The sequence below is a fragment of the Acinetobacter dispersus genome, from assembly GCF_009884975.1.
Taxonomy (GTDB): Bacteria; Pseudomonadota; Gammaproteobacteria; order Pseudomonadales; family Moraxellaceae; genus Acinetobacter; species Acinetobacter dispersus.
Map to the genome: position 1 here is coordinate 1,173,683 of NZ_CP041970.1, position 24,878 is coordinate 1,198,560.

Sequence of the window (24,878 nt, forward strand, 5' to 3'; positions counted from 1 at the left end):
AATATAATTGTTATCTAAAAATATGAGTAATATCGAAATTACCTACAAATACACAATAGAGATAAATTCTATTTAATTGATTTTATTTAATTTATATCCATCTCTTCGACCATGGCTAAATGCGAGTATCTAATGTGAGCTTTTACTCATATTATGAATTCATCCTATGACTTCTTCAAATTATTGAGAAAACTGAAACAATGAAGATCAAACAATTTCTCACTTTTTCCCTCATTGCATTAAGCGGTTTTAATGCTTATGCAAATAGCAATCAGATTACAGAGAGTCGTACTCAGTACCAGCTCACGGCTGCACCAATTGTCGAAGTAGAAAAGAAACATCAAATTGCCTCTGGGGTATGGCTTATCCCTGACCCATATATTAATTATGTGCCTAACATAGGAATCATTGAGGGAAAGGATGCCATCCTCGTTATTGATACGGGTATGGGCCAAAGCAATGGTCAAAATGTCTATCAAGTGGCGAAAGACATGGCTAAAAACCGAAAGATTTATCTTACAACCACCCATTTTCATCCAGAGCATCAGTTTGGAGCTTCTGAATTCAAAGACGCGACTTATATCATTAACAAGAAACAAAATGATGAGTTAATCGATAAAGGGGAAGACTACCTAAAAATGTTTCGAGCTTTTGGGAAGATCGAAAAAAATGCACTTGAAAATGTAAAGCTCCGTTATGCAGATCAAACTTACACAAATCGGCAAGTCCTAGATTTGGGAGGACGACTGGTTACACTACAAGAGATGCCTGCACACACCCCTGGTGATCAAATCATTTATGATCAGCGTTCTGGTGTCATTTTTATGGGGGATCTATACGAGAGAGAGTTCTATCCGATCATGCCAGATGAGGACTCGAAAGGGAGTCAATGGATTAAGGTGATTCAGCAAACAATTGATATGAAGCCAAAGATTGTCGTACCTGGTCACGGCAAGCTTTCAACAGTTAAAGATTTACAAGAATTTAAGCAACATATGCTTCGAGTAAAGAGCTTGGTCAATCAGCAAATTGATTTAGGGCTTAACCAAAATCAGATTATTAAAAAGATATCACCTACGATTTATAGAGAATATCCTCAGTGGAATAATAGGGTGTTTCTCCCATTCCAGATTGCAAATTTTTATGCCGAGCTTACAAAACAATCAATCGTGTTACGTAGCTTAGTTAACGAACTTCAGTCTGATCCTGCTAAATAATTTTGGGAGTATGGCATGGAATTAAATTTAGAAAACTTCCCGATAGTGGAAGTGAGTCATCTTCATCAAGGTAGTTTAGCTGAATTTATACAGCAGTTAGATCAGTTGCTGCAGCGCAATCAACCTTTCGTATTAATCCGCGATCTAAAATCCAAATTCAATGAACCATCGCCATCACAAGCGCAATGGAAACAGACCATTCAGTGGATCAAAGCAAATACGCAAGCACTATCCATCGTGAAAGGGTGGATTGAGATTGCGGAAGAAAAAGTTGATCCCATGTTTTTAGATCGGGATCAAAAAATCTGGAAAATGTCGTTCTACCAAGTCCAAACGAAAGAAGAAGCAATCCTGCTGAGTCAGAAGTTATTGTCTTCAACGTTTTAAAATGATTTCTAGAAAAAGACCAAGAAAGATAACTAAATTCTTCTCTTGGTCTAAATGTCTCATTTAGTTTTCAATAATATTCTTTAGCCATTCACGAACGCCACTTTCAATGTCTGGTGGCATTTGGTCTTTAATCTCTACTTCTAGATCTTCAATAATGACATTACATTTATGAAAACATTCGACTCCACTTTCAGTCAGTTCTAATTGCTGAACTTTTTTATTCGTCGGGTGTTTCTTCTTTATTAATAAATTTTGCGACTCTAACTTAGAAATAATTTGATTGACCGTCTGCGGCGTAAGTAAAGATAGACGAGCAATTTCTGCATTTGATAAGCCAGGACAATTATAAATAATTGAAAGTATAGCGAATTGAGCTGAAGTAACTTTCAATTCTAATAAAACACGTTCCATTTTTAAGCGATACGCACCAGCCGCTTTCCGCAATAGATATCCCAAATAGCCATCATCATAGCCAAACATTTCGTTACTTTTAGTTACATTCATAGATAAAGGAATCCTTTGCCGACAAGAAATATTATCAGTGCACTGATAATCCTGATTGGAGCTGCATCTGAGCAGAACAATCATATCTTATTGTATAGAGGTGTTTCAAACGATGAGACGAGGTGCTTTGGCAGAGGCTTTTCCCGCAGTTGGGAGTACGAATTATAAAAATATCTTTAATGCGATTGTGATCCAGTTTACCCACTTGAAAATCAGGATTATTCACACTAAGGCATTAATCATTAATAGGAAATTAAAGGCAATTAATACAAATTTTAATGGCGTTGTTCAGAATTCTGGTCGTTAAAATTTGTATTAATTGAATATCTCATTCAAATTTCTATCGTGAGTTAAATATGAAATTATCTAAATTATCTCTTTGCACGCTGTTTACATTATCAATAACAGCGACCCATGCTTATGAATTATCAGATATCGTTGATACATCATATGGGCAGATTCAAGGTGTTGCAGAAAGCAACTTAGTACGATTTCAAGGTATTCCTTATGCTGAAGCCCCAATTGGCGCAAGACGATGGGAAGCACCTGTCGAAAAAAGAAAATTAGACGCTGTTTATTATGCAGGGAATCTGGCAAATACTTGTGCAACAACAACGAATTTGGGTGGATTCAGTAAAATAAGTGATTCTGAAGATTGCTTATACTTAAATGTCTATGCCCCTAAAAATGTAAGTCTGGATAAAAATCAAAAAGCACCTGTATTATTTTGGATTCCTGGCGGTGGATTACAAACGGGTTCTGCCAATGAGTATGATCCTCAGTATTTTATTGATAAGGGCATTATTGTTGTCACCATTAATTATCGTTTAGGGCCATTTGGATTTTTCTACAATCCCAATGTTGCCAACAAAGATGCAGCATTTATTAATTTAGGATTAATGGATCAACAAGCCGCACTAAAATGGGTGAATAAGAATATTGAATCCTTTGGTGGCGATGCAAAAAATATTACGATCTTTGGCGAATCAGCAGGTGGGCAAAGTGTCCTAGCCAACATCTTCTCACCATTGTCTAAAAATCTTTTTCAAAAGGCCATCGCTGCCAGTGGTTCTTATCATGCGGATTTAAAGAATGTCGCTGATGCAAAACAAGTGACCCATACCATCGCTCAAAAACTAAATTGTGTAGGTGATGCTGCTGCGGTCAGTGCATGTTTAAAGAGCAAACCAACAGAACAGTTCTTAACGCCAGATATTAGCTCATTATTCAATGATGGTTTTTTCATCGACAATACAACCTTGAACAAATCTTTCTATCAATCGATAGAAAGTAATGAATTCAATATTTCAAGCATGATCAATGGCTTTAATACGGATGAGGGTAGTTTCTTTGCTGGCGTGATTGAAAATTCACTCGGTCGAAAAATGAATTATGACGACTATGTTGGTTCATTAACTGGACTGTACGGTAAGAACACCCAAAAACATATCATCAAAAATAAAAAGCCGAATACATCAACAGATTATACGCAAGCATTCAGTGAGGATCTCGGCAAATACAAGTTCGTATGTCCTACGATAACGTTTAATGACTTGTTCTCTAAAAAAGTAGCTTTATACAGCTATGAATTTGCTGACAAATCTGCGCCTCAATATATCAAGCCTATTTCTATTGCTTATGGTGCATACCATACAGGAGAGTTGGCTTATCTGTTTAAAGACTTCCGTGGTGCCAATGGAAGCCTGACCAAACTGAATCCATCTCAAGCAGAGCTGTCTAAAACGATGGTGAATTATTGGGCCAACTTTATCAAAACAGGTAATCCAAATGGCGATGCATTGGTGAATTGGACTCAATATCAAAATAACGCCAAGAATACGCTCTTGTTTAAGACGGATGGAGCCAAGCTGATCCAAGAGCGTAGTTCAAATAGATCATGCCCGAAATAGTCATTCTTTTTAATCATTCTAAAATCTCAATACAGGAGACAGATCAATGTCTGTAACAACTGAAAACCAAGTTAAGAAAATTGATTTATGGATCAATGGTGAGCGTGTAGCTCCAGCATCTCAACAGTATTTTATTGACCATAACCCTGAAGATGACTCTGTCTTTGCAGAAGTTGCGGATGGCGATGAAAGTGATGTAGATCGTGCAGTACAAAGTGCCCATGTTGCATTTCAAAACTATCGTAAAACCCTTGCTAAAGAACGAGAAGTTTATTTAATCAAAGCAGCATCTTTGGTGGAAAAATATGAAGATAAATTCATAGAGTTATTGGTCAAAGAAGTGGGTTCTCCGATTGGCAAAGCACGTTACGAAGTCGCCTATGCTGCCAATTGTTTACGTGCAGCGGCAGGTGTGGCACGTCGTATCTCTGGCCAAACACTTCCATCTGACAGTTTAGGTCGTTTTGCAATGACGACTCGCCAACCTATTGGCGTGGTGGCAGCAATTACTCCATTTAATGTACCACTATTAAAAAGTGCGAAACTGAGCTCGTCTCCATTAGCGACAGGGAATACCGTTGTATTACTGCCATCGGAACAAGCACCGATGATTAGTAACTTGCTTGCAGATATTTACCACGAAGCTGGATTCCCACCAGGAACCGTCAATGTTGTTACTGGGAATGGTGCTGTCATTGGCGATGCATTAACAACGCATGATTTGGTCAAGGCAGTCATGTTTACGGGATCAAGTCGAGTCGGGAAACATATTGGTGGGCTGTGTGGTTCCAGAATGAAACGTGCACTTTTAGAATTAGGCGGCAAAAGTCCTCTGGTTATTCTAGATGATGCAGACCTTGATGCTGCTGTAGAAGCTGCGGCAATGGGTCAGTTCTTCTTTCAGGGTCAAGCCTGTATGGCGTCAAGCCGTATCTATGTTGACAAGAAAGTTGAGCAAGAGTTTCTTCGCCGTTTTGTCAAAAAAGCTGAAACCTTAGGTTTAGGTGATTTATATGACGAAAGTACTTCTGTTGGGCCAATTATCTCGGCACGTCAACGTGAACGTGTCCGCCATCATATTGAAGATGCACGAGCTAAAGGTGCAAAGGTATTAACAGGCGGAGAGTGGATTGGTCATCGTTGCAAGCCGACCATCTTATCCGGAGTTAATGAATCGATGGTGGTGTACCGCGAAGAAACCTTTGGACCTGTGACATCTGTTTATTCATTTACTGACTTAGACGAAGCGATCGCACAGGCCAATGACAGTAATTATGGTCTCTCTTCTGCGATTTTCACACAAGATATCAATAAAGCATTCCGCTTTGTTCAAGAGGTTGAATCTGGAATGGTTCATGTCAATGCACCAACGATTCTGGATGAACCGCATGTCCCATTTGGCGGCGTAAAAGACAGTGGCTTTGGTCGTGAAGGCACAGATATCGATGTTGAGACCCTAACCGAGTGGAAATGGGTCACCATTAATCTGAATTAAGACTTGATTTTGACCGAGTCTTAATAAAGAAACTCGGTCAACTCCACTGCACGGTATGAATGTTGATGATCCTATTTCTTAACGCTCATACCATGCTGGCATAGCATATGGTTTGGTAAATGAATATGAACTCTAATCCTCCAATTCTCAATAAAGAGCGTTCCATCTTTCTGCTAATCGCTTTGCTATTGGTCGCATCGACTTTACGCGCACCAATCACAGGAGTTGGGCCAATACTTGAGCAATTACGTTTGGTGTTTGGCCTTTCACCCAGTGCAGCAGGCTTATTAACAACTTTACCGCTGATTGCTTTTGCTGTTATTTCTCCATTTACCGCACGTTTTTCAATTAAATTTGGTTTTGAGCGAATTCTTTTTGCCTCCTTAATCGTAGTTATTGCTGGTGCTGTAGTCCGCTCCATTGGCTCAGCCACGATGCTTTTTATTGGAACAAGTATTATTGGTATTGGTATCGCGATTGGAAATGTATTGGTACCTAGTCTGGTCAAACGTGATTTTCCAAACAGCGTACCCGTTGTCACAGGATTATGTTCTATTGCGATGGCTGTAGCAGGGGCTTTTGCATCGAGCAGTGTTGTACCTCTTACTCAAATTTTAGGATGGCAGCCAACTTTAATGGTTATAGGCATTTTTTCCTTCATTGCTTGTCTGTTTTGGATTCCACTCATTCTCCAGAATAAAACTCAAGAACAAGTACAGATGCCATTGGCAGAAACACATTCACAGAATATTTGGAAATCCAAACTTGCTTGGCAGGTCACATTGTTTATGGGCTGTAATGCGGCTTTATTCTATGCAATGGTGAGCTGGTTGCCTGCAATTTTGACCGAAGCGGGTTATAGCAATAAAGCATCCGGTTCTTTACATGGCTTGATGCAATTAGCAGGGATTGTACCTGGTTTAATTTTAGGTCCATTGGTGAATCGTCTGAAAGACCAACGTTTAGTTGCCATTAGTATGGGCTTATTAATGTGTATCGGGATGCTCGGACTGTTATTTGCCCCACATTGGGCAATATTTTGGGTACTTAGTTTTGGTATTGGATCTGGTGGCGGAATATTACTGGCACTGATGTTTTTGAGTCTACGTTCTCGTTCGGTACATCAAGCAGCTGCACTTTCTGGTATGGCTCAAGGTGGAGGCTATCTGATGGCGGCAGCGTGTCCAACCTTAGTCGGTGCATTACGAGGCGTCAGTCAGAATTGGAATTCTGTATTAATGATGGCTGTTCTACTCTCAATACTGATCGGTATTCTTGGCTACCTGTCTGGTCGGAATCGTTATATTTAAATCGTAAATATATATCTCGTTAAAAAATATCATTTTAAAAACCATCGTTTTCGATTTATTCGAATTCGATGCTGAATTCAATTTATCTAAATTTACTGCTCAAGCCATAACAGGAGTATTTCATGTGTGTGTTTCCTAATCGTCCGTCATTCATTCAGCATAGTTTAGCACTGTCTATAAGCTTGCTCATGATGACATCTGCCAATGCAGCGACTGATCAAGAGGAGATTCAAAAACTCATGGAAGAGGTAAAAGAATTGAGAGCTTTAATTCAACAACAATATAAGACTACTGACACAGATCAAACGACTGTATCAGCGCCTATTTTAAATTTTTCACCAACTCAACCCGAGACTCATGTCAATCTATATGGTTTTTTGCGGGCTGATGCCAATTATATTATTGAAGGCGCAGATAACGACTTTAATGCCGCAGCTAAAAGTACAGCTGAAGCCAAAGATAAGCTCAGAACAACCGTTAAAACCACGCGTATTGGCTTGGATTTTTCGACGCTTGCCCAAGAGGCAAAAATTGGCGCTAAAGTCGAGGTAGATTTTGCAGGAAGTAATGATAATCTTCGCATTCGTCATGCTTATTTGACGTATAACAACTGGTTAATTGGTCAAACAACTTCAAACTTCCTATCCAATCATGCACCTGAAATGATGGACTTTTCAACCAATATTGGTGGTGGCACCAAGCAATATCCACAAGTTCGTTACAATTACAAGGTTACACCGACAAACCAACTCTTCTTAGCTGCTGAAAAAGGAAATAATTCGGCATCAAATACTGCAATTACATATCGAGTGCCTGTGTTAACAGCAAAAATGATGCATGAGTTTTCTGAGAATAAAGGTTCTACATCGCTACGGGCCATGCTTGAGCAATATCAAGCTGAAACGCTAAAGTCAGATAAAATAGGTTGGGGGATTGCAGTTGGTGTGAACTATAAGCCAATTGAATCTCTAAAACTATCTGCTGATATTAGCCATCTAAAAGGCAATAGCCATTATGTTTATGGAAGCAATACCGCTTTTACTGTTGCGAATGGGAATGTAGAACAGAATGAATTTAATGCCGTACAGATCGGTGGAACCTACTATATTCGCCCCAATTTACGAACAACTCTCGCTTATGGTGCAATTTTTGCAGATAATACAAATGGCTATGCTCAAAGTAGCAGCTCAGATATATCAGCCAATGAAAAAGTACAGCAAACATGGATCAATTTTATATATTCTCCCGTAGCACCAATTGATCTGGGCCTGGAATATATCAATGCTCAGCGCGAAACCTTTGCAGGTGAAAAATATCGCGATAACCGTATTGGAATTATGGCTAAGTATACGTTTTAATTTTAATTGGTTTTTCTTAGCTATCTTTAAATTAAAATAGCCCCTCAGATCTGAGAGGCTATTTCTATCTTCTTTAATCAATGAATGAATGCAATTAAGCAACTAGATAAATCAAAGTGATAAAAGTAATGAATAGTAAAATAAATCAGTGCACTGATTTATCCTCTATATGAACAGCACCTTAAGATAAGCTTTAAGACTCTGATAAGAATAAATTATTTGTTATTTGGGTCTGGCTCTTGTGAATCCTCTGGTTTTGAAGAGTCTTCTGGTTTTGGAGTAGGTTGAGGGGTGTTTACCTGAGTATGTTCATTTGCTTGTAATAGTGGTGATTGATCATGGGTCGCTTTTTTAGAAAACTCTTTAAAATCAGACATTTTTATCTTCTTTGTTTCGTTATGGAAACCTCATACTACGCTGTTATTTTACTTACACTACAGCAGCTTTAAGAGCGATTTGTAGGGATATGTAGATGAATCAAAGAATATATCTATGAAATATTTCTTAAATAAAATCAAATAAATATTACTTATTGATTGCTATCGCTTAAAAACCGTTACCAGACCTCAAGAATTTCAAGGGCAAGTACACAAAGATCACAAATCTTATTTTTTAAATAAATCCAATTACTCAGGTGTGATATTTATTGAAAAGTATTTCTAGCGAAAACAAAAAGCTATCTTGTCTGATATGTGCTAATTCGCCCGCAGTCAGTTGAGTAGCTCACTCAGCTGAGCGAATGTTGCAGATCAAGCTGGACAATACAGTGGGGTAAAAACCAACCAAATATTACCTATTGAAGTTAAGCTAAGACCTAGCCAAAGCTCTACATAAACAGCCCGATAAAGCAGATACATATATGATAAGGTGGACATTCAATCTGAGTGGTGATGATATTGAAATTATGTATTGGTGCTGATTTAGATGGAATGACGGTAGATTTGAATAAAAAAAACTTTAAAGCTGGAGAGATCGACAGTAAAAAATCTTCAGAGTACTTTAAACAGATCTATGTAAAAAACGATAGAGTTTACAGTTTTTGGATCTGTCAGGATTTGAGTGTCGATGAAGTAACAAGCCGAGTTGAAAATATTCTTGGTAAATTAAAGTAAAAGGGAATTAGCGCTTTAAATTGCTACAGACCCTTATAAATTGCTGCCGCTGATAATTTAACGTTTGTATATATGCACAGCTAGGCATACTATGATTGATTAAATTGGAGCAGATTGATGCTAAAAGACATTACAATTATTGATTTCCAAGGTAAAGAAAGAAGAGCACAAGCAAGCTACACCGAAGTAAAGACAACTAATACTATTCAATCAACCCGGGTACAGAGTCCCAAAGTTGAATATATTTTGATAAAAGGTGAAATTATTTACCCTACATTGAATTTGGTTTTTAATAGTTCCGATGGTAATAGCTACTATATAGAGTAAAACAAGACTCGCTTCGGTGAGTTTTTTTAAATATTGTGTCATTGTCCAAATCGGTATATCAAAATTCTTGCTGGAAGATATAGATATCATGAGCTTTCGCTTGAAGAATGAGCCAAGTCATAACAATCTATCACCAATTTTTTTAAATCGTGCTCCTACAATTATTGAATGATTGACTAGTCGAAAATGGCTTGTATACGATTAACAAAAAAATTAGAGTGTAGAAAAACTACTTTCTTATATGTTTATGGTATCTCGTAGAAAACTTCCATCTTTAAATGCCTTACGTGCATTTGAAACAGCGGGCCGAAAGTTAAGTTTTCGTGCGGCTGCTGATGAGTTGGGAGTGACTCAGGGCGCGATCGCTCAGCAAGTTCGAGCATTAGAAGAGCATCTTAAGCTGACTCTATTTCAACGACTTCCTCGGGGACTCTCTTTGACGCCTGAAGGAACAAAGTATCTGGTCGATATAACTCGTGCCTTTGATATTCTTGCTGAATCAACAGAATCACTATTAGAGCAGCCAGATCGTGTAACTATAAGTGTGACACCAACCATTGCGACCAAAATATTGATTCCTCGATTAGGCGATTTACATGCAGTACTGCCTGATATAGATCTATGTACACTTGCGACTGAATCGGTATCAGACTTTGACCGTGATCAAGTTGATATCGCCATAAGGCTCACCCAAAAATCATTTCCAGAAAATCTAGAAGCCCAATTATTGTTTCGTCAGGAACTTATTGCAGTAGCAAGTCCTAATTTTGTTAGGGATCTAATGCTTCCTTTGAAACTTGAACAGTTGATTAGTATGCCACTGCTACACGATGCCCATGATCATTGGCCAAATTTTCTAGGCACGAACGCGAAATTAGCTGGAGCTGTATTTAATCAAACCGCGCTGGCAATAGATGCGGCTTTGTCTGGGCAAGGAGTGGCTTTAGCATGCCGAGCATTCGTTGATACTGATATTAGGTCAGGAAAACTCGTACAAGTAATTTCAGAAACAAAAACTGTTGGACCAAGTTATTATCTGGTCAGAAAGAAAACCTCGCATCCGAATAGCACAGTCGATAAAATTTGGCAGTGGTGTATCGAATATTTAGGTACTGAGCACAAATAAAAAAAATTATACTGATGAGATCAGTTTTAATATTAAAGGGATCATATAGATAATTTATCCCTTTAAATTTTTGATTGAATTTTATTAAACAGAGCGAGTTAAACCACCGTCTATTCGGATATTTTGTCCTGTGATATAAGCTGCACCATCAGATGCAAGGAAAGCAACTGTAGCCGCAACCTCTTCTGTTGAACCATACCGTTTCATTGGAACACTGTTAGCACGTTCGTCTGTCTTTGGTAGACTATCAATCCATCCAGGTAAAACATTATTGATCCGAATATTATCAACAGCATATGTATCGGCACAAATCTTGGTAAAAGCAGCCAGTCCCGAACGAGCAACTGCTGAAGTCGGAAATAGTGAACTAGGTTCAAATGTCCAAGCACTGGAAATGTTTACAATCACGCCGTGCTTTTGTTGTTGCATAATCGGAATCACTAAACGAATAGGGCGTACAGCATTGAGAAAATAAGTATCTATACCATCATGCCAATCTTGATCTGTTAATTCTAAAATTCCTTTGCGCGGGCCATGTCCAGCACTGTTGACCAAAACATCTATACGTCCCCAACGAGCAAGCGTTTCATCAATAAGGCGCTGAATATCTTCGATTGATTGATTAGAACCCGTAACACCTAAGCCATTCAGTTGCTTCGCAAGAATTTCACCTTTTCCAGATGAAGATAGAATTGCAACTTTGTATCCATCCGCTGCTAGTTTTTTTGCAACAGCTGCACCCATACCACTTCCTGCGGCTGTAACAATAGCGACTTTTTCAACCATGATTTTTACCCTTAATGTCATTCTGAATACGAAATATTTAACTCATTTTTAAATAATATTAAAGTTCAATAGGGCGCTGGGCAAATGATAAATTTTAGTGAATACAGTAGAAAATCTACAGGCTCAACCCGTTATAAGTTTAAATTATGAACAACTTTTTAGAAGTATGTGTGATCCTGAATAGGTGCTGTTACAACATGTATAAATTGCTAGATTCTCTCATAAGATTATTTCAGTATAGATCTAGACATTCGAATTTACAGGACAACGATCATGGCATTGAGACATCGTATATTTTTAAAATATCTCGCTACTTTAGGTTTGGTAGCAAGTTCTGCAGTAAGCAGCGTAACTTTTGGAAGTTCCGAGCAGGCATGGAACAAACATGATCAAGGAATAAAAGCGGCCTGTATAAAAGCCAGCCAACTTAAAAATGCCAAAACAGTGGGCAATGTGATGTTGTTTGATGATCGTGTTGGATATTCAGCACTCCTAATTCAAGGGAAATATCCCCAAGCACATATGAAAAACAAAACAGGGCAAGAGCTTTGTTTATGGAATAAGACCACGAAGAAAGCTTATTTAACTGAAGCAAATATGAAAGTACAGTAAAGTAGCGATAGAAATAACCAATCTAAAAAACCTTTATTGACCGAGGGAATAAAAGGACTGCTCTCATTCAGCTGTGATTTTTTAGTTTAGTTTTTTATGAAGCATGATAGGTCACTTTAAACTGGTATCTTTGTATATGACTTTAATAAGAGCCAGAACATTTTGAGTTTAGATGACATAGCCTAAAAATTTACGCAAATTTTACGCGGTCAATTTTTTAAGTTTATTAAAATAGACTTTGCAATCGTTCTTATGGATAGGTTAATGGGTTTCTTTAATACGTCTAATCAAAACAATCGTTTTCATAACCTGCTTCTTAATAAAAAAGACATATTCATGGGGGATCGGGTAGAAGTTCTGATTAAAAAGCATAGCGGCGCGTCGAAAGAAATACAGCAAATTATTGTTCAGATTCTTAAAGAAAGAGGGTATTCTCCACGAGAAATAGAGCATATGCTTAAATAAAATAAATGACCAAAGTTCTGCCCTATAACATTTAAAGAATACCTATTATGCAAAGTACTACGAAAAAAACGGCATTACCTGCCACAGCGTTGGCAGCACTAGGGGTGGTGTTTGGAGATATTGGAACAAGTCCTCTATACGCATTAAAAGAATCCTTTCATGCAGCGCATGGTTTAGGAATTCAGCCTGAAAATGTATTAGGTATTTTGTCCATTATCTTCTGGTGTTTAATGCTGATCATCAGTATTAAATACATCGCTATCGTCATGCGAGCAGACAATAATGGTGAAGGCGGGATCATGGCATTACTGGCCTTAAACCTGCGTAAAGCCAAAATATCCGACACAAAAAAAATCTATCTCATCGCGATTGGTTTTATCGGGGCATCTCTATTCTTTGGTGATGGAATCATTACCCCTGCAATATCAGTACTTTCTGCGGTGGAAGGTTTATCTATTGCCACCAATGTACTTGATCCTTTTATTCTCCCAATTGCAATCGTCATTGTGACCACATTGTTCCTGATGCAAAAACATGGTACTGCGTTTGTAGGTAAATTTTTTGGGCCGATTACCTTACTCTGGTTCTTGTCTCTAGGTGTTCTGGGTATTACCAGTGTGATACAGACCCCAATTGTACTTGGGATGATTAGTCCTCATTGGGCTATTCAGTTTATCTTTACCCATCCTATTCAGTCTTTCTTTATCATGGGTGCAGTAGTATTAACCGTGACAGGTGGTGAAGCACTGTATGCCGATATGGGGCATTTTGGTCCTCGTCCGATTCGTTTTGGATGGTTCAGTGTCGTGTTACCTTGCTTGGTTTTAAACTATGCAGGACAAGGTGCCTTATTGCTACGTAATCCAGCAGCAATTGAAAACCCATTCTATCTTTTAGTTCCTAGTTGGGCGCTATATCCAATGATTATCTTGGCGACAATGGCAGCAGTAATTGCCTCACAAGCAGTCATTTCTGGAGTTTTCTCCTTAGCGCGCCAAGCGATTCAACTTGGTTATTTGCCAAGATTAAGTATTAAGCATACTTCTGATTCAGAGGAAGGGCAGATCTACGTACCTTTTCTCAATTGGTTGCTATTAATCGCAATTTTGATTTTGATTTTAATCTTTCAAACCAGCTCAAATCTCGCCAGTGCTTATGGTCTAGCTGTAACATTAACTATGCTGTGCGATACAATTTTAGTTGCAGTCTTTATTTACTCTGCTTGGAAATGGAGCTTACCAAAAGTATTTCTTTTAATTATTCCATTCTTTATTCTCGAGTCAGTTTTAGTTGCTGCTGCATCGCTGAAAATGTTCTCAGGCGGTTGGGTACCATTATTAATTGGTGCTGCTGCAATGATTATTCTCATGACCTGGAAGCGAGGACGAGAGCTTACTTTTGCAAAACTTGAGCATGACACTTTATCACTCGATTTATTTCTAAGAAGTATTGGCAATAATGTGCATCAAGTTCCCGGTGATGCGGTATTTTTAACAGGCACGCCAAATGTGGTTCCACATGCGATGCTACATAATATCAAGCACAATAAAGTTTTGCATGAACGCAATATTCTTGTGACGGTTGTGATTGAAGATGTTCCTTTTGTTCCACAAGAAGAACGTATAAGTGTTGAAGCTTTAGATCAGCATTTTTATCGTATTAAGATTTTCTATGGTTTTAAAGACGAGCCCAATGTACCACGTGCACTGGCTCAGGCCTATGAACAATTAGAGTTCGAATATGATTTGATGCAGATTAGTTTCTTTATCTCACGTGAGCGTATCATGCATAGTGTTGGGGATGGTATGGCACCTTGGCGAGAACATCTATTCATTTCAATGCAGCGTAATACCAGTCCAGTCAGTGATTTTTATCAAATCCCGACCAACCGAGTGGTAGAACTGGGTAGCCAGATTGAAATTTAATAGAACGGCATTCTAAGATTTTTTCTTAAATTATGTTATTTAGAATAGACTTTACGGTGAGTTAGTTTATTAACGAGCCGTCAAGTGCTATGCCAACAAGAAGTAGATTGTCTAGGGCAAGGTATCCTCATTTCCACTAAATGATTTATTATTTTTGAATAAATATATTTTTGGACTAAACCTATTGTTCAATCCAAAAATAAAAAAATTCTACTTATTTAACTTTATACCAAGTTTGACTTCGACCAAGTGCAGAAATACCGATATAACCACGACCGCTGAGCTTCTTGCCGTCAGGAGATAGGCTAGCATTAAAGCTGTAGGTTTTACCTGTCTTAGGATCTAAGATTGATCCATTTGTATATTTGCTTTCACCTGAACTTTTTAAATTTTTGACGATCGTCAGACCAACGAGTGATTTGTTTTGGTAGGCTCCTTCACACTTGGTACATTTATTCGCTTCACTAGGAACCAGAATTTTTTCGATAGTCGCTGATAAAGCACCATTTTTATCTTCAGTAAATCTTACAAGAGCTCTTGGTTGATTGGTTTGATCATCGATTGTTTTCCATACCGTACCATTGAGCTGGTCAGATGCGAATGACTGAACAGGATGGGCAGCAAGTAAACATAAAAACAAATATTTTTTCATAACAATGGATTCTCTACTTAACAAACAGTGTGTTTTTGATAGCCTAAATTGATTTTGCCATCACTACTAAAAATATGAGATTCAATCTGATCACCAATTTTCAGATATTGGGAGCGTCGGGACTGGCTTTTGCTAAACAATTGCCATCTGAGCTTTTCAGGTAAAAGCCCTGTCATTTTTATCAGTGTTGTCGATGGTAATCCAAGTGCACATCCAGATGGTGTACCTGTCATCAGTACATCACCCACTTCAAAATTAGTAATCTGAGAGAATTCAGTCAGTGTCTCAGCGGGTTTAAAGACTAGATTCACGGTCGAATCCTGTTGACGGACTTCGCCATTTACTTTCAATTTAAGTTGTAGCTTGTTGAGATAATGCATTTCTGCCTTATTCAATAAACAAAGCACCGGACCAAGCGGACAGAAAGTACGATAGCTTTTGCCTTTGTAAAATTGCATTTGTGGAATCTGGATGTCACGTGCTGAAACATCATTACCAATACAGATACCTGCAATATATTCATGTAAATTTTCTGTAGTGACTGTTACACAGCCTTGCGTTTTTTTCCCTAAGACTAGTGTTAATTCAATTTCATAGTCTAATAAATGAACATGATTTGGTTTTTCAATCCATCCATTTGGTACATGAAGCGAGGCCAATGATTTGGTAAAAAACATATTAAATGACTGGGTATCAGGATTGATACCTGAATCAAGCATATGCTGGCGATAATTCGCACCCTGACATAATATCTGAGATGGATTGGTAATTGGGCTCAGTAATTTCACGTTAGCAAGTAAGTATTTTTCTTTACTTTCCGTTGCCAATTTTGCCAGTTGCAGCATGCCACATTGAATGATTTCTTGAGTGCTTCTAAAGTCATGCTGAAAGGAAATAATTTCATCATTCTGAATGAGTCCCCAACGTCTTCTTTGTTGAGTATCAATAAAATGAACAATATGTAAAGCCATAACAAATATCCCAATTTTATTTTGAGCGTTTCTTTTCTGCGATAGCGATAATTGGCTGAGTCATCCAACGTTTAAATTTATTGCCGAAAGATTCTTGTTGATAAATTGGACGTGGACTGACTTCTTCATTGGCTTTTTGGTATTGAGGAAATAGGCTTAACGCATTGCCTCTTTGAATTTTATAGTGATCGGTTTCATTAAAAATGCTTAATTCGCCAAGGGTCTGTACTTGCATATGTGACACTGGTGCAGGTGCAAATGGAAAATCACTACCAAATAAAATTCTTTCAGTCCCTACGAGTTCTTTTAATGCTGACATGGCGTAAGGAGATGGTGATAACGCAGTATCAAAATAAAAACGCTTGATGTAGGTCATGATCCCTTGAGGCGCATTTTTATTCATTTCAGTCATTAGGTTGCCTAACGAGACTCGCCATGCAATATAAGGTAGAAAACCGCCTGCATGCGCGAGAATAAACTGGATATCTGGATAGCGTTCCATCACGCCAGAAGTAATTAAATTAACTGCTGCGCGTGTGGTATCAGGTAAAAATTCTAGAATAAATCCAGGCGTAGTCAATCCTAGATTTTCACTGGTCTCATGCAGATTGGGATGAATAAAAACAATCGCTTTACGTTTGTTGAGTTCAAACATGAGTTCTTCAAAGCGACTGTCACCAAGAAAAATACCATTAGTACTTCCCAATAAGACAATGCCATCCGCTTTCAGGACTTCTAATGCATATATTGCTTCAGCACAAGCTTCTTGAGTCAATGGCATTGGGAGAACAGCAAAGAATCCAAACCTGTTTGGAAAGTTTTGACGCATTTCAGCCGTATATTCATTGCATTGACGAGCCAAGCGACATGCTTCTTGTACATCACCAAAATAGACACCTGGAGCGGATAAAGAGACGATTGCAGTCTCAGTGCCGATCTGATCCATAATGTCAATCGATTGTGATGGTGTCCAGACAGGTAAGGGAGCACCCGCGACTTTGTCGATGCCTTTATTCAGCATTGCCTCTCTAAAAACTGGAGGAACAATGTGATGATGCACATCAATTCTTCCTTGCTGAAATATTGTATTTGTCATATCTGATCCTCAGCAGAGCTGTTCGTTTTTAGTTGCTAGTATTTCTAGACAACAAAATATCAATATGCTTATATTAGATCAATAGTGATTAAAATTGAACAATATTGTTTAATATTTTTGTATTGTTTTAATTGCGAATACGTTTAGTTTTTTGAAAAGATAATTTTAACGAGCGGGGGAAAACGTTTATGAAGTCAATAGGGACTATTTTTATCCAAATTTTTCTATTCAATATTTTTATAGCAAATACATGGGCTCAAGATATTACGGGGATGTGGAAGGCGATTGATGATAAAAGTGGTTACGCAAGAGCAAAAGTGAATATTTATAAAAGCAATGAAGGGCAATACGAAGGAAGAATTGAGGAGATATATCCGTTGCCTGGTCACAGTACAGCATTTACGGATAAATGTTTTCGCTGTAAAGGTGATCTAAAAGATACGCCTCTGAAAGGAATGAAGATTCTGTATGGATTCAAAAAAAATATGAATAGACCAGATGAGTACCATGATGGTCATGTGATTGATCCGATGAGTGGTAATATTTATAAAGGTAAAATTAAAATCAATGCCAATGCTACAAGAATGATTTTACGAGGATATATTGGTACTTCAGCCTTAGGACGAAGTCAGGTTTGGATGAAAGTGGACTAAAACTTGATGGCCCAAGCCAACATGATCTTATGATGTCGACTTGGGCTATGTGATTAAAATTTATAATTTAACTGAAGTGAAAAAATATCTGCGTCAGTGTCAAAAGAACCAGTGAGTGTTTGCATCGTTGGTTTACCTGCTACAACAGTTGGACTTTCAATTGTTGCTTCATTTGCAAAAATATGTGAGTAGCCAACATCCATACTTAGGTTTTTACTTACTTTAAAGCCTGCACCCAATGAAAGCCAAATGCGATCGGTATCAGGAAAACGTACTGTTCGATCAGAAGATGACTCAACCACAGATTGATCATAAGCCATACCGAATCGGAGTTGTGTTGACGGAGTAATTTGATAGAGAGCACCGATACTTGATCTTAAACCATCTTTAAAGTTGAGTTGCTCCTCGTATACGACAGCATTATTGTTAGGATTTACTGCACTAAAAGCAGGAAGAACAGACCAATCATACCAAGTGAGTTCTGCAAGCGCAGTCCATTGTGGCGTAAAATGATAGGCGCCTGCCAAGCTCGCACTTTGTGGCATTTTAATCTCGACGGTCGCTGGATTAACCAATTTTGCAGCTGGTGTTGTGACGGTCAGAGAACCATCCAGTTTTAAACTTGTTTCAGAACGATACGTCAAACCAAGATCTAACTTATCTGTTGGCCGTAAGAATATCCCTATATTTCCAGCCCAGCCATCTCCATCTCCTTTCAATTCACCTTGAGCATCACCTAAGTAAAGAGGTGGATTCGTATTGATCAGCGGTGCCGCTTTTCTGGTGAGCGTAGCATCAAAATCAAGATAATTTAGCCCCAAACCAATCATAAGTTGAGGATTGATCTCAAACGCCAATGAAGTATTGATATTCACTCCAGTGACCTCAGTTTTAAGACCTTGATATCGCCCAACAAAATCCTCGTTCCATTCTCCTTTATTTCCATATAACGGAGACACACTCATTCCCACAGCAAAAGGCTGCTCACTTCGATACACATATTGAGCACTTGGCACGGTAAATTTTCGTTCAATACTGGCTTCTACACTCCCTGTTGGAACGATGGGTGAAATTGATGTGTTTTTTTCCCCTTTAAAATCCGTTTGTGCATCAACATATGATGCTGAACCTGATAAGTAATGGCCTGAACTTAAGCCCATCATTGCTGCGGGGTTATAGGCGACCACACTTGCATTTTGTGCAAGCGCTGATGAACCAGCAAAAGCATAACCAACGCCAGCGGCAGTCTGAGTATCGACAAAAACACCAGATGCGTAAGTTAAAGAAACAGGGCTTAAAGCAATAAGAAATATGAATTTTGATTTAAGTGGTCCGATCACAACAGTATCCTTGAAATTTACATGAATATAAAATATTAAACAAAAGTGTTCAAAAAGCAATTACTATGTAAAAATTATATTTTTTAGGGTTTTTAACGAATAATTTTTTATAAAAATTATATCTGACTGAAATATATAGATTTTAATTAAATGAACAAATATTGATTAATTTGAACAGTTATGTTCAAATTAAATATATAAAGTATTTGAGAAAGAAAAAATGACGAACACTCATACATTGACATCCCAAGTGGTGAAATTTGGTCAGAGACAGATTTTCTTAAGTGAACAGGGTGAAGGTTTCCCGATTCTTATGTTGCATGGTGGTGGTCCAGGTGCTTCAGGGCTATCTAACTACTCCAAGAATATTGACGCATTGGCAGAAAAATATCGCGTTCTCATCCCAGATATGCAGGGTTATGGGCAGTCTTCAAAGGGAGTGAATCGTGATGATCCGTTTGGAGATTTAGCAGATGCAATGTTGGGCTTATTGGATCAATTAAAAATCAAGCAAGTCCATATTATTGGCAATTCTCTTGGTGGTGCATGTGGCTTACGCATGGCACTAGAACATCCAGAGCGAGTTGCAAGCTTGATTCTTATGGGGCCAGGCGGAATTAATACCACCAAAGGTCTACCGACTAAAGGTTTGAATTGCTTATTAAATTATTACGGTGGCAAAGGACCGAGTATGGATAAGCTCAGAACTTTTATCCGTGAATACTTGGTCTTTGATGGCAGTCAGGTGCCTGAAAGTGTCATCCGTGAACGCTTCCAAGCCAGTATTGATCCAGACGTGGTTGCAGCACCGCCATTAAGACGACCTACAGGATTGAAAGGTGCTATTCGCATGGACTTCACCCGTGATTCACGACTCAAAAAATGTAAAGTTCCAACCTTGGTGGTTTGGGGTGCGAATGATTTAGTGAACCGTCCGAGTGGTGCACTGACCTTGCAGAAAATCATGCCGAATTGTGATGTTTATTTATTTGCCAACACAGGGCATTGGGTGCAGTGGGAAAGAGCGGATGAATTTAATCAACTCAGTCTAGATTTCTTTGCTAGACAAGCCATCGTTTGAAAAGGTGAGCATATGAATAGCACCACAATAGATCAGGATGTTTTTGGTTCAGTCCGTATGGCTTATGCAGTGATTGAATCAAACAAACTAAAACAGTGGAAAGAGTTCCTGCAACAGGGTTTAGGGCTGCACTTTAACGATGAAGAACAGTCCATGAATGAACTTAACTTTCGTATGGATCATCATGCCAAACGCCTGATAGTGCAAAAAGGAAAGTCAGAAGATTTTGTCGCACTAGGTTGGCAGGTTAAAGATCAAAAATCACTGGACATCATTCTTGGTCGCTTGGCTGAACGTGATATTGCCGTTGAGAAAAGTACGCAGGCTGAGGCTGAGCAAAGAGGAGTAAAGCAATTCTGGCGCATCATAGGACCTAAAAAACAGAATATCGAGCTGTTTGTTGAGGCCAACTTGAGTGATGAACCCTTAAATATGTTGACCTCAAGCTTTGTGACTGGTGATGCAGGAATGGGACATGTGGCGATTACCTCACGAAAGCCTTTGAAGATGCAGCGGTTTTGGCAGGAAATCTTTGATGCAAGACTGAGTGACCAGATTGAGCAAGTCATTAGTGGTGTAACACTAGATGTAACTTTCTTACGTCTAAATGAACGTCATCATTCAGTTGCGATCGCTACGACCAGAGAAGTCGCTCTAGATCCAATTCGCACTAAAGTGCAACACATAAATCTACAAGGTGCTTCTTTAGATGACTTATCCAATGCCTTTCAACGATGTAAGCAGCTTGGTTATGAAATGGCGCATGAGATTGGGCAGCATCCAAATGACAAGGAATTGTCATTTTATGTGATTAGTCCATCAGGTTTTGAAGTTGAGTTTGGATGGGCTCCATTGGTGGTAGATGAAAGCACATGGAAACCGACCAAGTATTTTGCAATCAGTTCTTGGGGACACAAGCCCGAGAATCCAGGCAAGCTCTATATGCTTTCAACCAATTTAAATAATTTGAAACAGGGAATCTCAACAGTGATTCATCCTGAATATTCACCCATCTAGTTTTAGAGGTTCTAAACATGACAGGTCAGAAAATTAAAAAAACGACATCACAAAATGTAGATGTGGTTATTGCAGGTCTAGGACCAACTGGATTGGTGTTGGCTCATATTTTAGGCAAACGTGGACATCAGGTCGTGGTGTTGGAACGTGAACCTGTGTTTTATGGCAATGCTCGTGCTGTGTATACCGATGATGAATGCATGCGTATTTTTCAGTCGATTGATATGGCGGAAGAACTGCAAAAAGATATGCTCTTGGATACGCCTGTACAACTGGTTCGTCCAGATGGAACCGTGATTGCACAATACAAGCCGCTCAAACGCCCATTCGGGTGGTCGGTGGTGAATTTCTATTATCAGCCTTATTTAGAAACTTCTTTAACCAATGCTTTAGCCAAATATCCAAATGTTCAAATTTTGCGTGGACGAGAGCTGATTAATTTTAGTCAAGATGCAGACAGAGTGACTGTGATCCATCAGGCAACACAAGTCTATCGTTTTAGTGATGAGACTGATGTTAAAACGGAAGTGCAGGGGGATAATGACGTCCAACAAGTTATCGCACGTTATTTGGTCGGCGCTGATGGTGGGCGTAGTACTGTTCGTGCCAAGCTTGGTATTGAAATGTCAGGGAAAAACTTCCCAGAGCCATGGCTAGTTGTGGATCTAAAACAGAAAGATCGAAATAAGGGCTTACGTCATCTACCGTATTTTAATTTTGTAGTTGATCCAGATCTGCCAGTGGTGAGCTGTGTACAGCCAGATGGATTCCATCGCTTTGAGTTTATGCTGAAAAAAGGTCAAACCAAAGAATATATGGAACAACCTGAAACAGTACATATGTTGTTATCCAAATTCGTAAATCCTGATGACTTTGAAGTAAAACGTAAACTGGTCTATACCTTTAATGCCTTGGTTGCCAATCAATGGCGAGATAAACGTGTGCTTCTGGCAGGTGATGCTGCTCACATGACTCCACAATTTATGGGGCAAGGCGCAAGTTCAGGTATCCGTGATGCAGGTAATTTAGGCTGGAAACTTAGTGCGGTACTCAATGGCCAAGCTGGAGACAAATTATTAGATAGCTATGAAAGTGAGCGTCATGATCATGCCAAAGCAATGATTCAGGGTTCTGTCTTATTAAAAGACCTTGTTTCAATGACCAATCCAGTGATTGGGAAAATCCGTGATGGTGTAATTAAAGGGGTTCTTGCAACTCCTAAACTCAAAGAGTGGGGACAGGAAGGTGGTTTTAAACCAAAACCTGTTTACACGAAAGGTCAGTATTTTGGCTTAGCACGTAAACATCGTTTAAGCCCTGAAGGTGGCTTATCTCCGCAGCCTATTGTCCGTGGTTTTGATGGTCGTCCTGTGCTTTTAGATTCTCTATTGGGTGAGAACTATTCTTTGATTGGGTTATCAGTGGATCCAACATTAGGTTTATCAGGCACATCTAAACTAGTCTTAGAACAAATTGGCTGTAAATTTATCACTCTATATCCATATTCTGATCGACCTCAAGGCCATATCAATCGAGATTTAAATCCTGATGTGTTTGAAGTGGAAGATATTGATGGGGATATGGTGTGTTGGTTTAAAAAGGCATGTAAGACATCGCAATCCATTGCAATATTACGTCCTGATAAATTTACATTTGCTGTTGTTGATCAAGTCGAAATTAATTCAACCATACAGCAGTTAAAGCATCAATTGGATTTAACTGCTGATAAAACTGGTTCTCACACAATTGGCGGGGTGAATGTATGACGACTAATGATCAAGAACGTTTAAATTCTGCGGCTTTGGCATTACGCCATGCTAGACAATCAAGTCAAACAGTTGGGCAAATATCTGAATCACATCGTATTTCTGGTTTAGATGAGGCTTATGCTGTTGCACAAATCAATAGTGATTATAAGGTCAGCCAAGGTGCAAGAATTATCGGCAAGAAAGTTGGTTTGACTTCAAAAGCTGTGCAACAACAGCTTGGTGTGGATCAGCCTGATTTCGGGATTTTATTCGATGATATGGAATACCTAGATGGTGACACCGTTCCTGTCAACCAACTTATGCAGCCTAAAATTGAGGCTGAAATTGCTTTTATTGTTGGGCGAGATCTTGTTGGGCCAATGCCATCGTGGGGTGAGTTCATATCTGCATTGGCTTATGCCTTACCCGCTTTAGAAATCGTCGATAGCGCGATTCATAACTGGAAAATCACGCTAGAAGATACGGTTGCTGATAATGCATCTTGTGGTTTGTTTGTTTTAGGAAATCAGCCAATCGAAATAGGCAGCTTAAATCTAGCAAAAGTAAAAATGGAACTTGAACACAATAAAGTTGTGGCATCAAAAGGTAATGGAGCCGCGTGTTTAGGTCATCCATTAAAAGCTGCTTGGTGGTTGGCCCGTACCATGTGTGAAAAAGGGATTGGTTTAAAAGCTGGTGAGGTCATTTTATCTGGTGCTCTAGGACCAATGGTCAATGTACAAGCTGGTGATAGCGTGACCGCCTATATTGGCCGTCTTGGTTCAGTCAGTTGCAAATTGGTGTAGGGGAAAACATGAATAGTCAAGCAAACAATAAAATCAAGGCTGCGATTATTGGTAGCGGCAATATTGGCAGCGACCTCATGATCAAAATGTTACGTTATGGTGAGCATCTTGAAATTGCCGTAATGGTCGGTATCGACCCTGAATCAGATGGTTTAGCCCGTGCCAAACGCATGAATGTTGCCACTACCCATCAGGGTGTACAAGGACTAATAGATTTACCTGAATTTAAAGACATTGATATTGTATTTGATGCAACCTCTGCTGGGGCACATATCAAAAATGATGCCTTATTAAGACAACATAAGCCGAATATTCGTATGGTGGATTTAACTCCTGCGGCAATTGGTCCTTATTGCGTTCCTGTGGTGAATCTGGAACAACACATTGATCAGCCCAATGTAAACATGGTGACTTGTGGTGGACAGGCGACTATTCCAATGGTTGCTGCAGTCTCGAAAATTGCTAAAGTTCATTATGCTGAAATTGTGGCGTCTATTTCCAGTAAATCGGCAGGGCCAGGCACACGAGCAAATATTGATGAATTTACCGAAACCACATCAAAGGCATTGGAAACAGTCGGTGGTGCAACAAAAGGCAAGGCGATTATTGTCCTCAATCCAGCCGAACCGCCATTATTGATGCGTGATACGGTGTATGTGCTGTCTGAAGCTGCGGATCAGGCTACGGTTGAAGCCTCGGTTGAGCAGATGGTGGCTGAGGTTCAAAAATATGTTGCTGGCTATCGCTTAAAACAAAAAGTCCAGTTTGAGGTAATTCCTGAATCTGCCCCACTCAATATTGCAGGATTAGGGAAATTTTCTGGTCTAAAAACCAGTGTGTTTTTAGAAGTTGAAGGTGCAGCACATTATTTACCTGCCTATGCCGGCAATCTGGATATTATGACTTCGGCAGCGTTGGCAACAGGCGAGAAAATGGCGGCATCACTCCAATCACAACGTGCATCGGATGAGGGCTAA

The 24,878-nt window shown here is 39.0% G+C and carries 25 protein-coding genes; 18 read left to right on the forward strand and 7 right to left on the reverse strand.

Annotated elements, in window-relative coordinates; translation table 11 throughout:
* Positions 1-200 precede the first annotated feature (200 nt).
* Together FPL17_RS05265 and FPL17_RS05270 are read left to right on the forward strand one after the other, a co-directional pair.
* Positions 201-1,217 (forward strand): MBL fold metallo-hydrolase, encoded by a 1,017-nt coding sequence (locus tag FPL17_RS05265; protein WP_159883758.1) that lies wholly within the window; start codon positions 201-203, stop codon positions 1,215-1,217.
* A 15-nt stretch (positions 1,218-1,232) separates the two neighbouring features.
* Positions 1,233-1,604 (forward strand): hypothetical protein, encoded by a 372-nt coding sequence (locus tag FPL17_RS05270; protein ID WP_159883760.1) that lies wholly within the window; start codon positions 1,233-1,235, stop codon positions 1,602-1,604.
* 63 nt (positions 1,605-1,667) lie between these two features.
* On the opposite strand, the gene FPL17_RS05275 is transcribed toward FPL17_RS05270, so the two are convergent.
* On the reverse strand, positions 1,668-2,111 hold the full coding sequence (locus FPL17_RS05275) for a MarR family winged helix-turn-helix transcriptional regulator (protein ID WP_004807086.1): 444 nt from the start codon (positions 2,109-2,111) through the stop codon (positions 1,668-1,670).
* A 356-nt stretch (positions 2,112-2,467) separates the two neighbouring features.
* On the opposite strand from FPL17_RS05275, the gene FPL17_RS05280 reads away from it, so the two are divergent.
* The 4 genes from FPL17_RS05280 (at position 2,468) to FPL17_RS05295 (ending at position 8,184) form a co-directional block, all read left to right on the forward strand.
* Complete coding sequence (locus FPL17_RS05280; protein ID WP_159883762.1) at positions 2,468-4,021, forward strand: carboxylesterase/lipase family protein; 1,554 nt, start codon at positions 2,468-2,470, stop codon at positions 4,019-4,021.
* Between the two features lie 46 nt (positions 4,022-4,067).
* Positions 4,068-5,516 (forward strand): aldehyde dehydrogenase family protein, encoded by a 1,449-nt coding sequence (locus FPL17_RS05285; RefSeq protein ID WP_159883763.1) that lies wholly within the window; start codon positions 4,068-4,070, stop codon positions 5,514-5,516.
* A 119-nt stretch (positions 5,517-5,635) separates the two neighbouring features.
* The gene (locus FPL17_RS05290) at positions 5,636-6,826 is read left to right on the forward strand and encodes an MFS transporter (protein ID WP_159883765.1); all 1,191 of its coding nucleotides are present in this window, start codon (positions 5,636-5,638) and stop codon (positions 6,824-6,826) included.
* Positions 6,827-6,948: 122 nt separating this feature from the next.
* Complete coding sequence (locus FPL17_RS05295) at positions 6,949-8,184, forward strand: DcaP family trimeric outer membrane transporter (RefSeq protein WP_159883767.1); 1,236 nt, start codon at positions 6,949-6,951, stop codon at positions 8,182-8,184.
* Positions 8,185-8,399: 215 nt separating this feature from the next.
* Here FPL17_RS05295 and FPL17_RS18730 read toward each other — a convergent pair whose 3' ends face one another.
* Positions 8,400-8,561, reverse strand: coding sequence for a hypothetical protein (locus tag FPL17_RS18730; RefSeq protein WP_004807099.1), 162 nt, complete (start codon positions 8,559-8,561; stop codon positions 8,400-8,402).
* Between the two features lie 513 nt (positions 8,562-9,074).
* Between FPL17_RS18730 and FPL17_RS05300 the strand changes: the two genes are divergently transcribed.
* From FPL17_RS05300 to FPL17_RS05310, 3 genes are all read left to right on the forward strand, one after another.
* A complete protein-coding gene (locus tag FPL17_RS05300; RefSeq protein ID WP_159883769.1) occupies positions 9,075-9,296 on the forward strand; it encodes a hypothetical protein in 222 nt (73 codons plus the stop codon).
* 117 nt (positions 9,297-9,413) lie between these two features.
* Positions 9,414-9,623, forward strand: a complete 210-nt coding sequence (locus FPL17_RS05305; protein WP_005212344.1) for a hypothetical protein — start codon at positions 9,414-9,416, stop codon at positions 9,621-9,623.
* A gap of 247 nt (positions 9,624-9,870) precedes the next feature.
* The gene (locus FPL17_RS05310) at positions 9,871-10,749 is read left to right on the forward strand and encodes a LysR substrate-binding domain-containing protein (RefSeq protein ID WP_159886799.1); all 879 of its coding nucleotides are present in this window, start codon (positions 9,871-9,873) and stop codon (positions 10,747-10,749) included.
* Between the two features lie 84 nt (positions 10,750-10,833).
* Here FPL17_RS05310 and FPL17_RS05315 read toward each other — a convergent pair whose 3' ends face one another.
* Entirely contained in the window at positions 10,834-11,535 is a 702-nt protein-coding gene (locus tag FPL17_RS05315; protein ID WP_159883771.1) for an SDR family oxidoreductase, read from the reverse strand.
* Positions 11,536-11,808: 273 nt separating this feature from the next.
* Between FPL17_RS05315 and FPL17_RS05320 the strand changes: the two genes are divergently transcribed.
* The 3 genes from FPL17_RS05320 (at position 11,809) to FPL17_RS05330 (ending at position 14,537) form a co-directional block, all read left to right on the forward strand.
* Entirely contained in the window at positions 11,809-12,147 is a 339-nt protein-coding gene (locus tag FPL17_RS05320) for a hypothetical protein (RefSeq protein WP_159883773.1), read from the forward strand.
* A gap of 264 nt (positions 12,148-12,411) precedes the next feature.
* Positions 12,412-12,612, forward strand: coding sequence for a hypothetical protein (locus tag FPL17_RS19085; protein ID WP_005188562.1), 201 nt, complete (start codon positions 12,412-12,414; stop codon positions 12,610-12,612).
* Positions 12,613-12,659: 47 nt separating this feature from the next.
* Entirely contained in the window at positions 12,660-14,537 is a 1,878-nt protein-coding gene (locus FPL17_RS05330) for a potassium transporter Kup (protein WP_159883775.1), read from the forward strand.
* 214 nt (positions 14,538-14,751) lie between these two features.
* Here FPL17_RS05330 and FPL17_RS05335 read toward each other — a convergent pair whose 3' ends face one another.
* From FPL17_RS05335 to FPL17_RS05345, 3 genes are read right to left on the reverse strand one after another with little or no spacing between them, the layout of a single operon-like run.
* Positions 14,752-15,189, reverse strand: a complete 438-nt coding sequence (locus tag FPL17_RS05335) for a DUF2147 domain-containing protein (RefSeq protein ID WP_159883777.1) — start codon at positions 15,187-15,189, stop codon at positions 14,752-14,754.
* Positions 15,190-15,206: 17 nt separating this feature from the next.
* Positions 15,207-16,160, reverse strand: a complete 954-nt coding sequence (locus FPL17_RS05340; protein ID WP_159883779.1) for a fumarylacetoacetate hydrolase family protein — start codon at positions 16,158-16,160, stop codon at positions 15,207-15,209.
* A 16-nt stretch (positions 16,161-16,176) separates the two neighbouring features.
* Positions 16,177-17,256 (reverse strand): amidohydrolase family protein, encoded by a 1,080-nt coding sequence (locus FPL17_RS05345; RefSeq protein ID WP_159883781.1) that lies wholly within the window; start codon positions 17,254-17,256, stop codon positions 16,177-16,179.
* A gap of 188 nt (positions 17,257-17,444) precedes the next feature.
* On the opposite strand from FPL17_RS05345, the gene FPL17_RS05350 reads away from it, so the two are divergent.
* Complete coding sequence (locus FPL17_RS05350; protein ID WP_159883783.1) at positions 17,445-17,909, forward strand: DUF2147 domain-containing protein; 465 nt, start codon at positions 17,445-17,447, stop codon at positions 17,907-17,909.
* A gap of 53 nt (positions 17,910-17,962) precedes the next feature.
* Here the strand turns inward: FPL17_RS05350 and FPL17_RS05355 are convergent, their stop codons facing one another.
* Positions 17,963-19,249, reverse strand: coding sequence for an OmpP1/FadL family transporter (locus tag FPL17_RS05355; protein ID WP_159883785.1), 1,287 nt, complete (start codon positions 19,247-19,249; stop codon positions 17,963-17,965).
* Between the two features lie 220 nt (positions 19,250-19,469).
* Here FPL17_RS05355 and FPL17_RS05360 point away from each other — a divergent pair, with 220 nt between their 5' ends.
* Genes FPL17_RS05360 through FPL17_RS05380 form a run of 5 tightly spaced genes read left to right on the forward strand, consistent with a single transcriptional unit; the run spans position 19,470 to position 24,878 of the window.
* Positions 19,470-20,330 carry an alpha/beta fold hydrolase gene (locus FPL17_RS05360; RefSeq protein ID WP_151716390.1) on the forward strand — a complete coding sequence of 287 codons (861 nt, stop codon included), beginning with the start codon at positions 19,470-19,472 and terminating at the stop codon, positions 20,328-20,330.
* 12 nt (positions 20,331-20,342) lie between these two features.
* Positions 20,343-21,347, forward strand: coding sequence for a VOC family protein (locus FPL17_RS05365; protein ID WP_159883787.1), 1,005 nt, complete (start codon positions 20,343-20,345; stop codon positions 21,345-21,347).
* Between the two features lie 17 nt (positions 21,348-21,364).
* Positions 21,365-23,113 (forward strand): bifunctional 3-(3-hydroxy-phenyl)propionate/3-hydroxycinnamic acid hydroxylase MhpA, encoded by a 1,749-nt coding sequence (gene mhpA / locus FPL17_RS05370; RefSeq protein ID WP_159883789.1) that lies wholly within the window; start codon positions 21,365-21,367, stop codon positions 23,111-23,113.
* Entirely contained in the window at positions 23,110-23,901 is a 792-nt protein-coding gene (locus FPL17_RS05375) for a 2-keto-4-pentenoate hydratase (RefSeq protein ID WP_159883791.1), read from the forward strand. Before mhpA ends, FPL17_RS05375 begins: the two co-directional genes overlap by 4 nt.
* 8 nt (positions 23,902-23,909) lie before the next feature.
* Positions 23,910-24,878: an acetaldehyde dehydrogenase (acetylating) gene (locus FPL17_RS05380; RefSeq protein ID WP_005313986.1), complete on the forward strand. Its 969-nt coding sequence runs from the start codon at positions 23,910-23,912 to the stop codon at positions 24,876-24,878.

What these genes read in the sequence shown, in the direction of transcription:
- FPL17_RS05265 (WP_159883758.1), top strand. Translation starts at nt 201, where the DNA reads ATGAAGATCAAACAATTTCTCACTTTTTCCCTCATTGCATTAAGCGGT.
- FPL17_RS05270 (WP_159883760.1), top strand. Translation starts at nt 1,233, where the DNA reads ATGGAATTAAATTTAGAAAACTTCCCGATAGTGGAAGTGAGTCATCTT.
- FPL17_RS05275 (WP_004807086.1), bottom strand. Translation starts at nt 2,111, where the DNA reads ATGAATGTAACTAAAAGTAACGAAATGTTTGGCTATGATGATGGCTAT.
- FPL17_RS05280 (WP_159883762.1), top strand. Translation starts at nt 2,468, where the DNA reads ATGAAATTATCTAAATTATCTCTTTGCACGCTGTTTACATTATCAATA.
- FPL17_RS05285 (WP_159883763.1), top strand. Translation starts at nt 4,068, where the DNA reads ATGTCTGTAACAACTGAAAACCAAGTTAAGAAAATTGATTTATGGATC.
- FPL17_RS05290 (WP_159883765.1), top strand. Translation starts at nt 5,636, where the DNA reads ATGAATATGAACTCTAATCCTCCAATTCTCAATAAAGAGCGTTCCATC.
- FPL17_RS05295 (WP_159883767.1), top strand. Translation starts at nt 6,949, where the DNA reads ATGTGTGTGTTTCCTAATCGTCCGTCATTCATTCAGCATAGTTTAGCA.
- FPL17_RS18730 (WP_004807099.1), bottom strand. Translation starts at nt 8,561, where the DNA reads ATGTCTGATTTTAAAGAGTTTTCTAAAAAAGCGACCCATGATCAATCA.
- FPL17_RS05300 (WP_159883769.1), top strand. Translation starts at nt 9,075, where the DNA reads ATGATATTGAAATTATGTATTGGTGCTGATTTAGATGGAATGACGGTA.
- FPL17_RS05305 (WP_005212344.1), top strand. Translation starts at nt 9,414, where the DNA reads ATGCTAAAAGACATTACAATTATTGATTTCCAAGGTAAAGAAAGAAGA.
- FPL17_RS05310 (WP_159886799.1), top strand. Translation starts at nt 9,871, where the DNA reads ATGGTATCTCGTAGAAAACTTCCATCTTTAAATGCCTTACGTGCATTT.
- FPL17_RS05315 (WP_159883771.1), bottom strand. Translation starts at nt 11,535, where the DNA reads ATGGTTGAAAAAGTCGCTATTGTTACAGCCGCAGGAAGTGGTATGGGT.
- FPL17_RS05320 (WP_159883773.1), top strand. Translation starts at nt 11,809, where the DNA reads ATGGCATTGAGACATCGTATATTTTTAAAATATCTCGCTACTTTAGGT.
- FPL17_RS19085 (WP_005188562.1), top strand. Translation starts at nt 12,412, where the DNA reads ATGGGTTTCTTTAATACGTCTAATCAAAACAATCGTTTTCATAACCTG.
- FPL17_RS05330 (WP_159883775.1), top strand. Translation starts at nt 12,660, where the DNA reads ATGCAAAGTACTACGAAAAAAACGGCATTACCTGCCACAGCGTTGGCA.
- FPL17_RS05335 (WP_159883777.1), bottom strand. Translation starts at nt 15,189, where the DNA reads ATGAAAAAATATTTGTTTTTATGTTTACTTGCTGCCCATCCTGTTCAG.
- FPL17_RS05340 (WP_159883779.1), bottom strand. Translation starts at nt 16,160, where the DNA reads ATGGCTTTACATATTGTTCATTTTATTGATACTCAACAAAGAAGACGT.
- FPL17_RS05345 (WP_159883781.1), bottom strand. Translation starts at nt 17,256, where the DNA reads ATGACAAATACAATATTTCAGCAAGGAAGAATTGATGTGCATCATCAC.
- FPL17_RS05350 (WP_159883783.1), top strand. Translation starts at nt 17,445, where the DNA reads ATGAAGTCAATAGGGACTATTTTTATCCAAATTTTTCTATTCAATATT.
- FPL17_RS05360 (WP_151716390.1), top strand. Translation starts at nt 19,470, where the DNA reads ATGACGAACACTCATACATTGACATCCCAAGTGGTGAAATTTGGTCAG.
- FPL17_RS05365 (WP_159883787.1), top strand. Translation starts at nt 20,343, where the DNA reads ATGAATAGCACCACAATAGATCAGGATGTTTTTGGTTCAGTCCGTATG.
- mhpA (WP_159883789.1), top strand. Translation starts at nt 21,365, where the DNA reads ATGACAGGTCAGAAAATTAAAAAAACGACATCACAAAATGTAGATGTG.
- FPL17_RS05375 (WP_159883791.1), top strand. Translation starts at nt 23,110, where the DNA reads ATGACGACTAATGATCAAGAACGTTTAAATTCTGCGGCTTTGGCATTA.
- FPL17_RS05380 (WP_005313986.1), top strand. Translation starts at nt 23,910, where the DNA reads ATGAATAGTCAAGCAAACAATAAAATCAAGGCTGCGATTATTGGTAGC.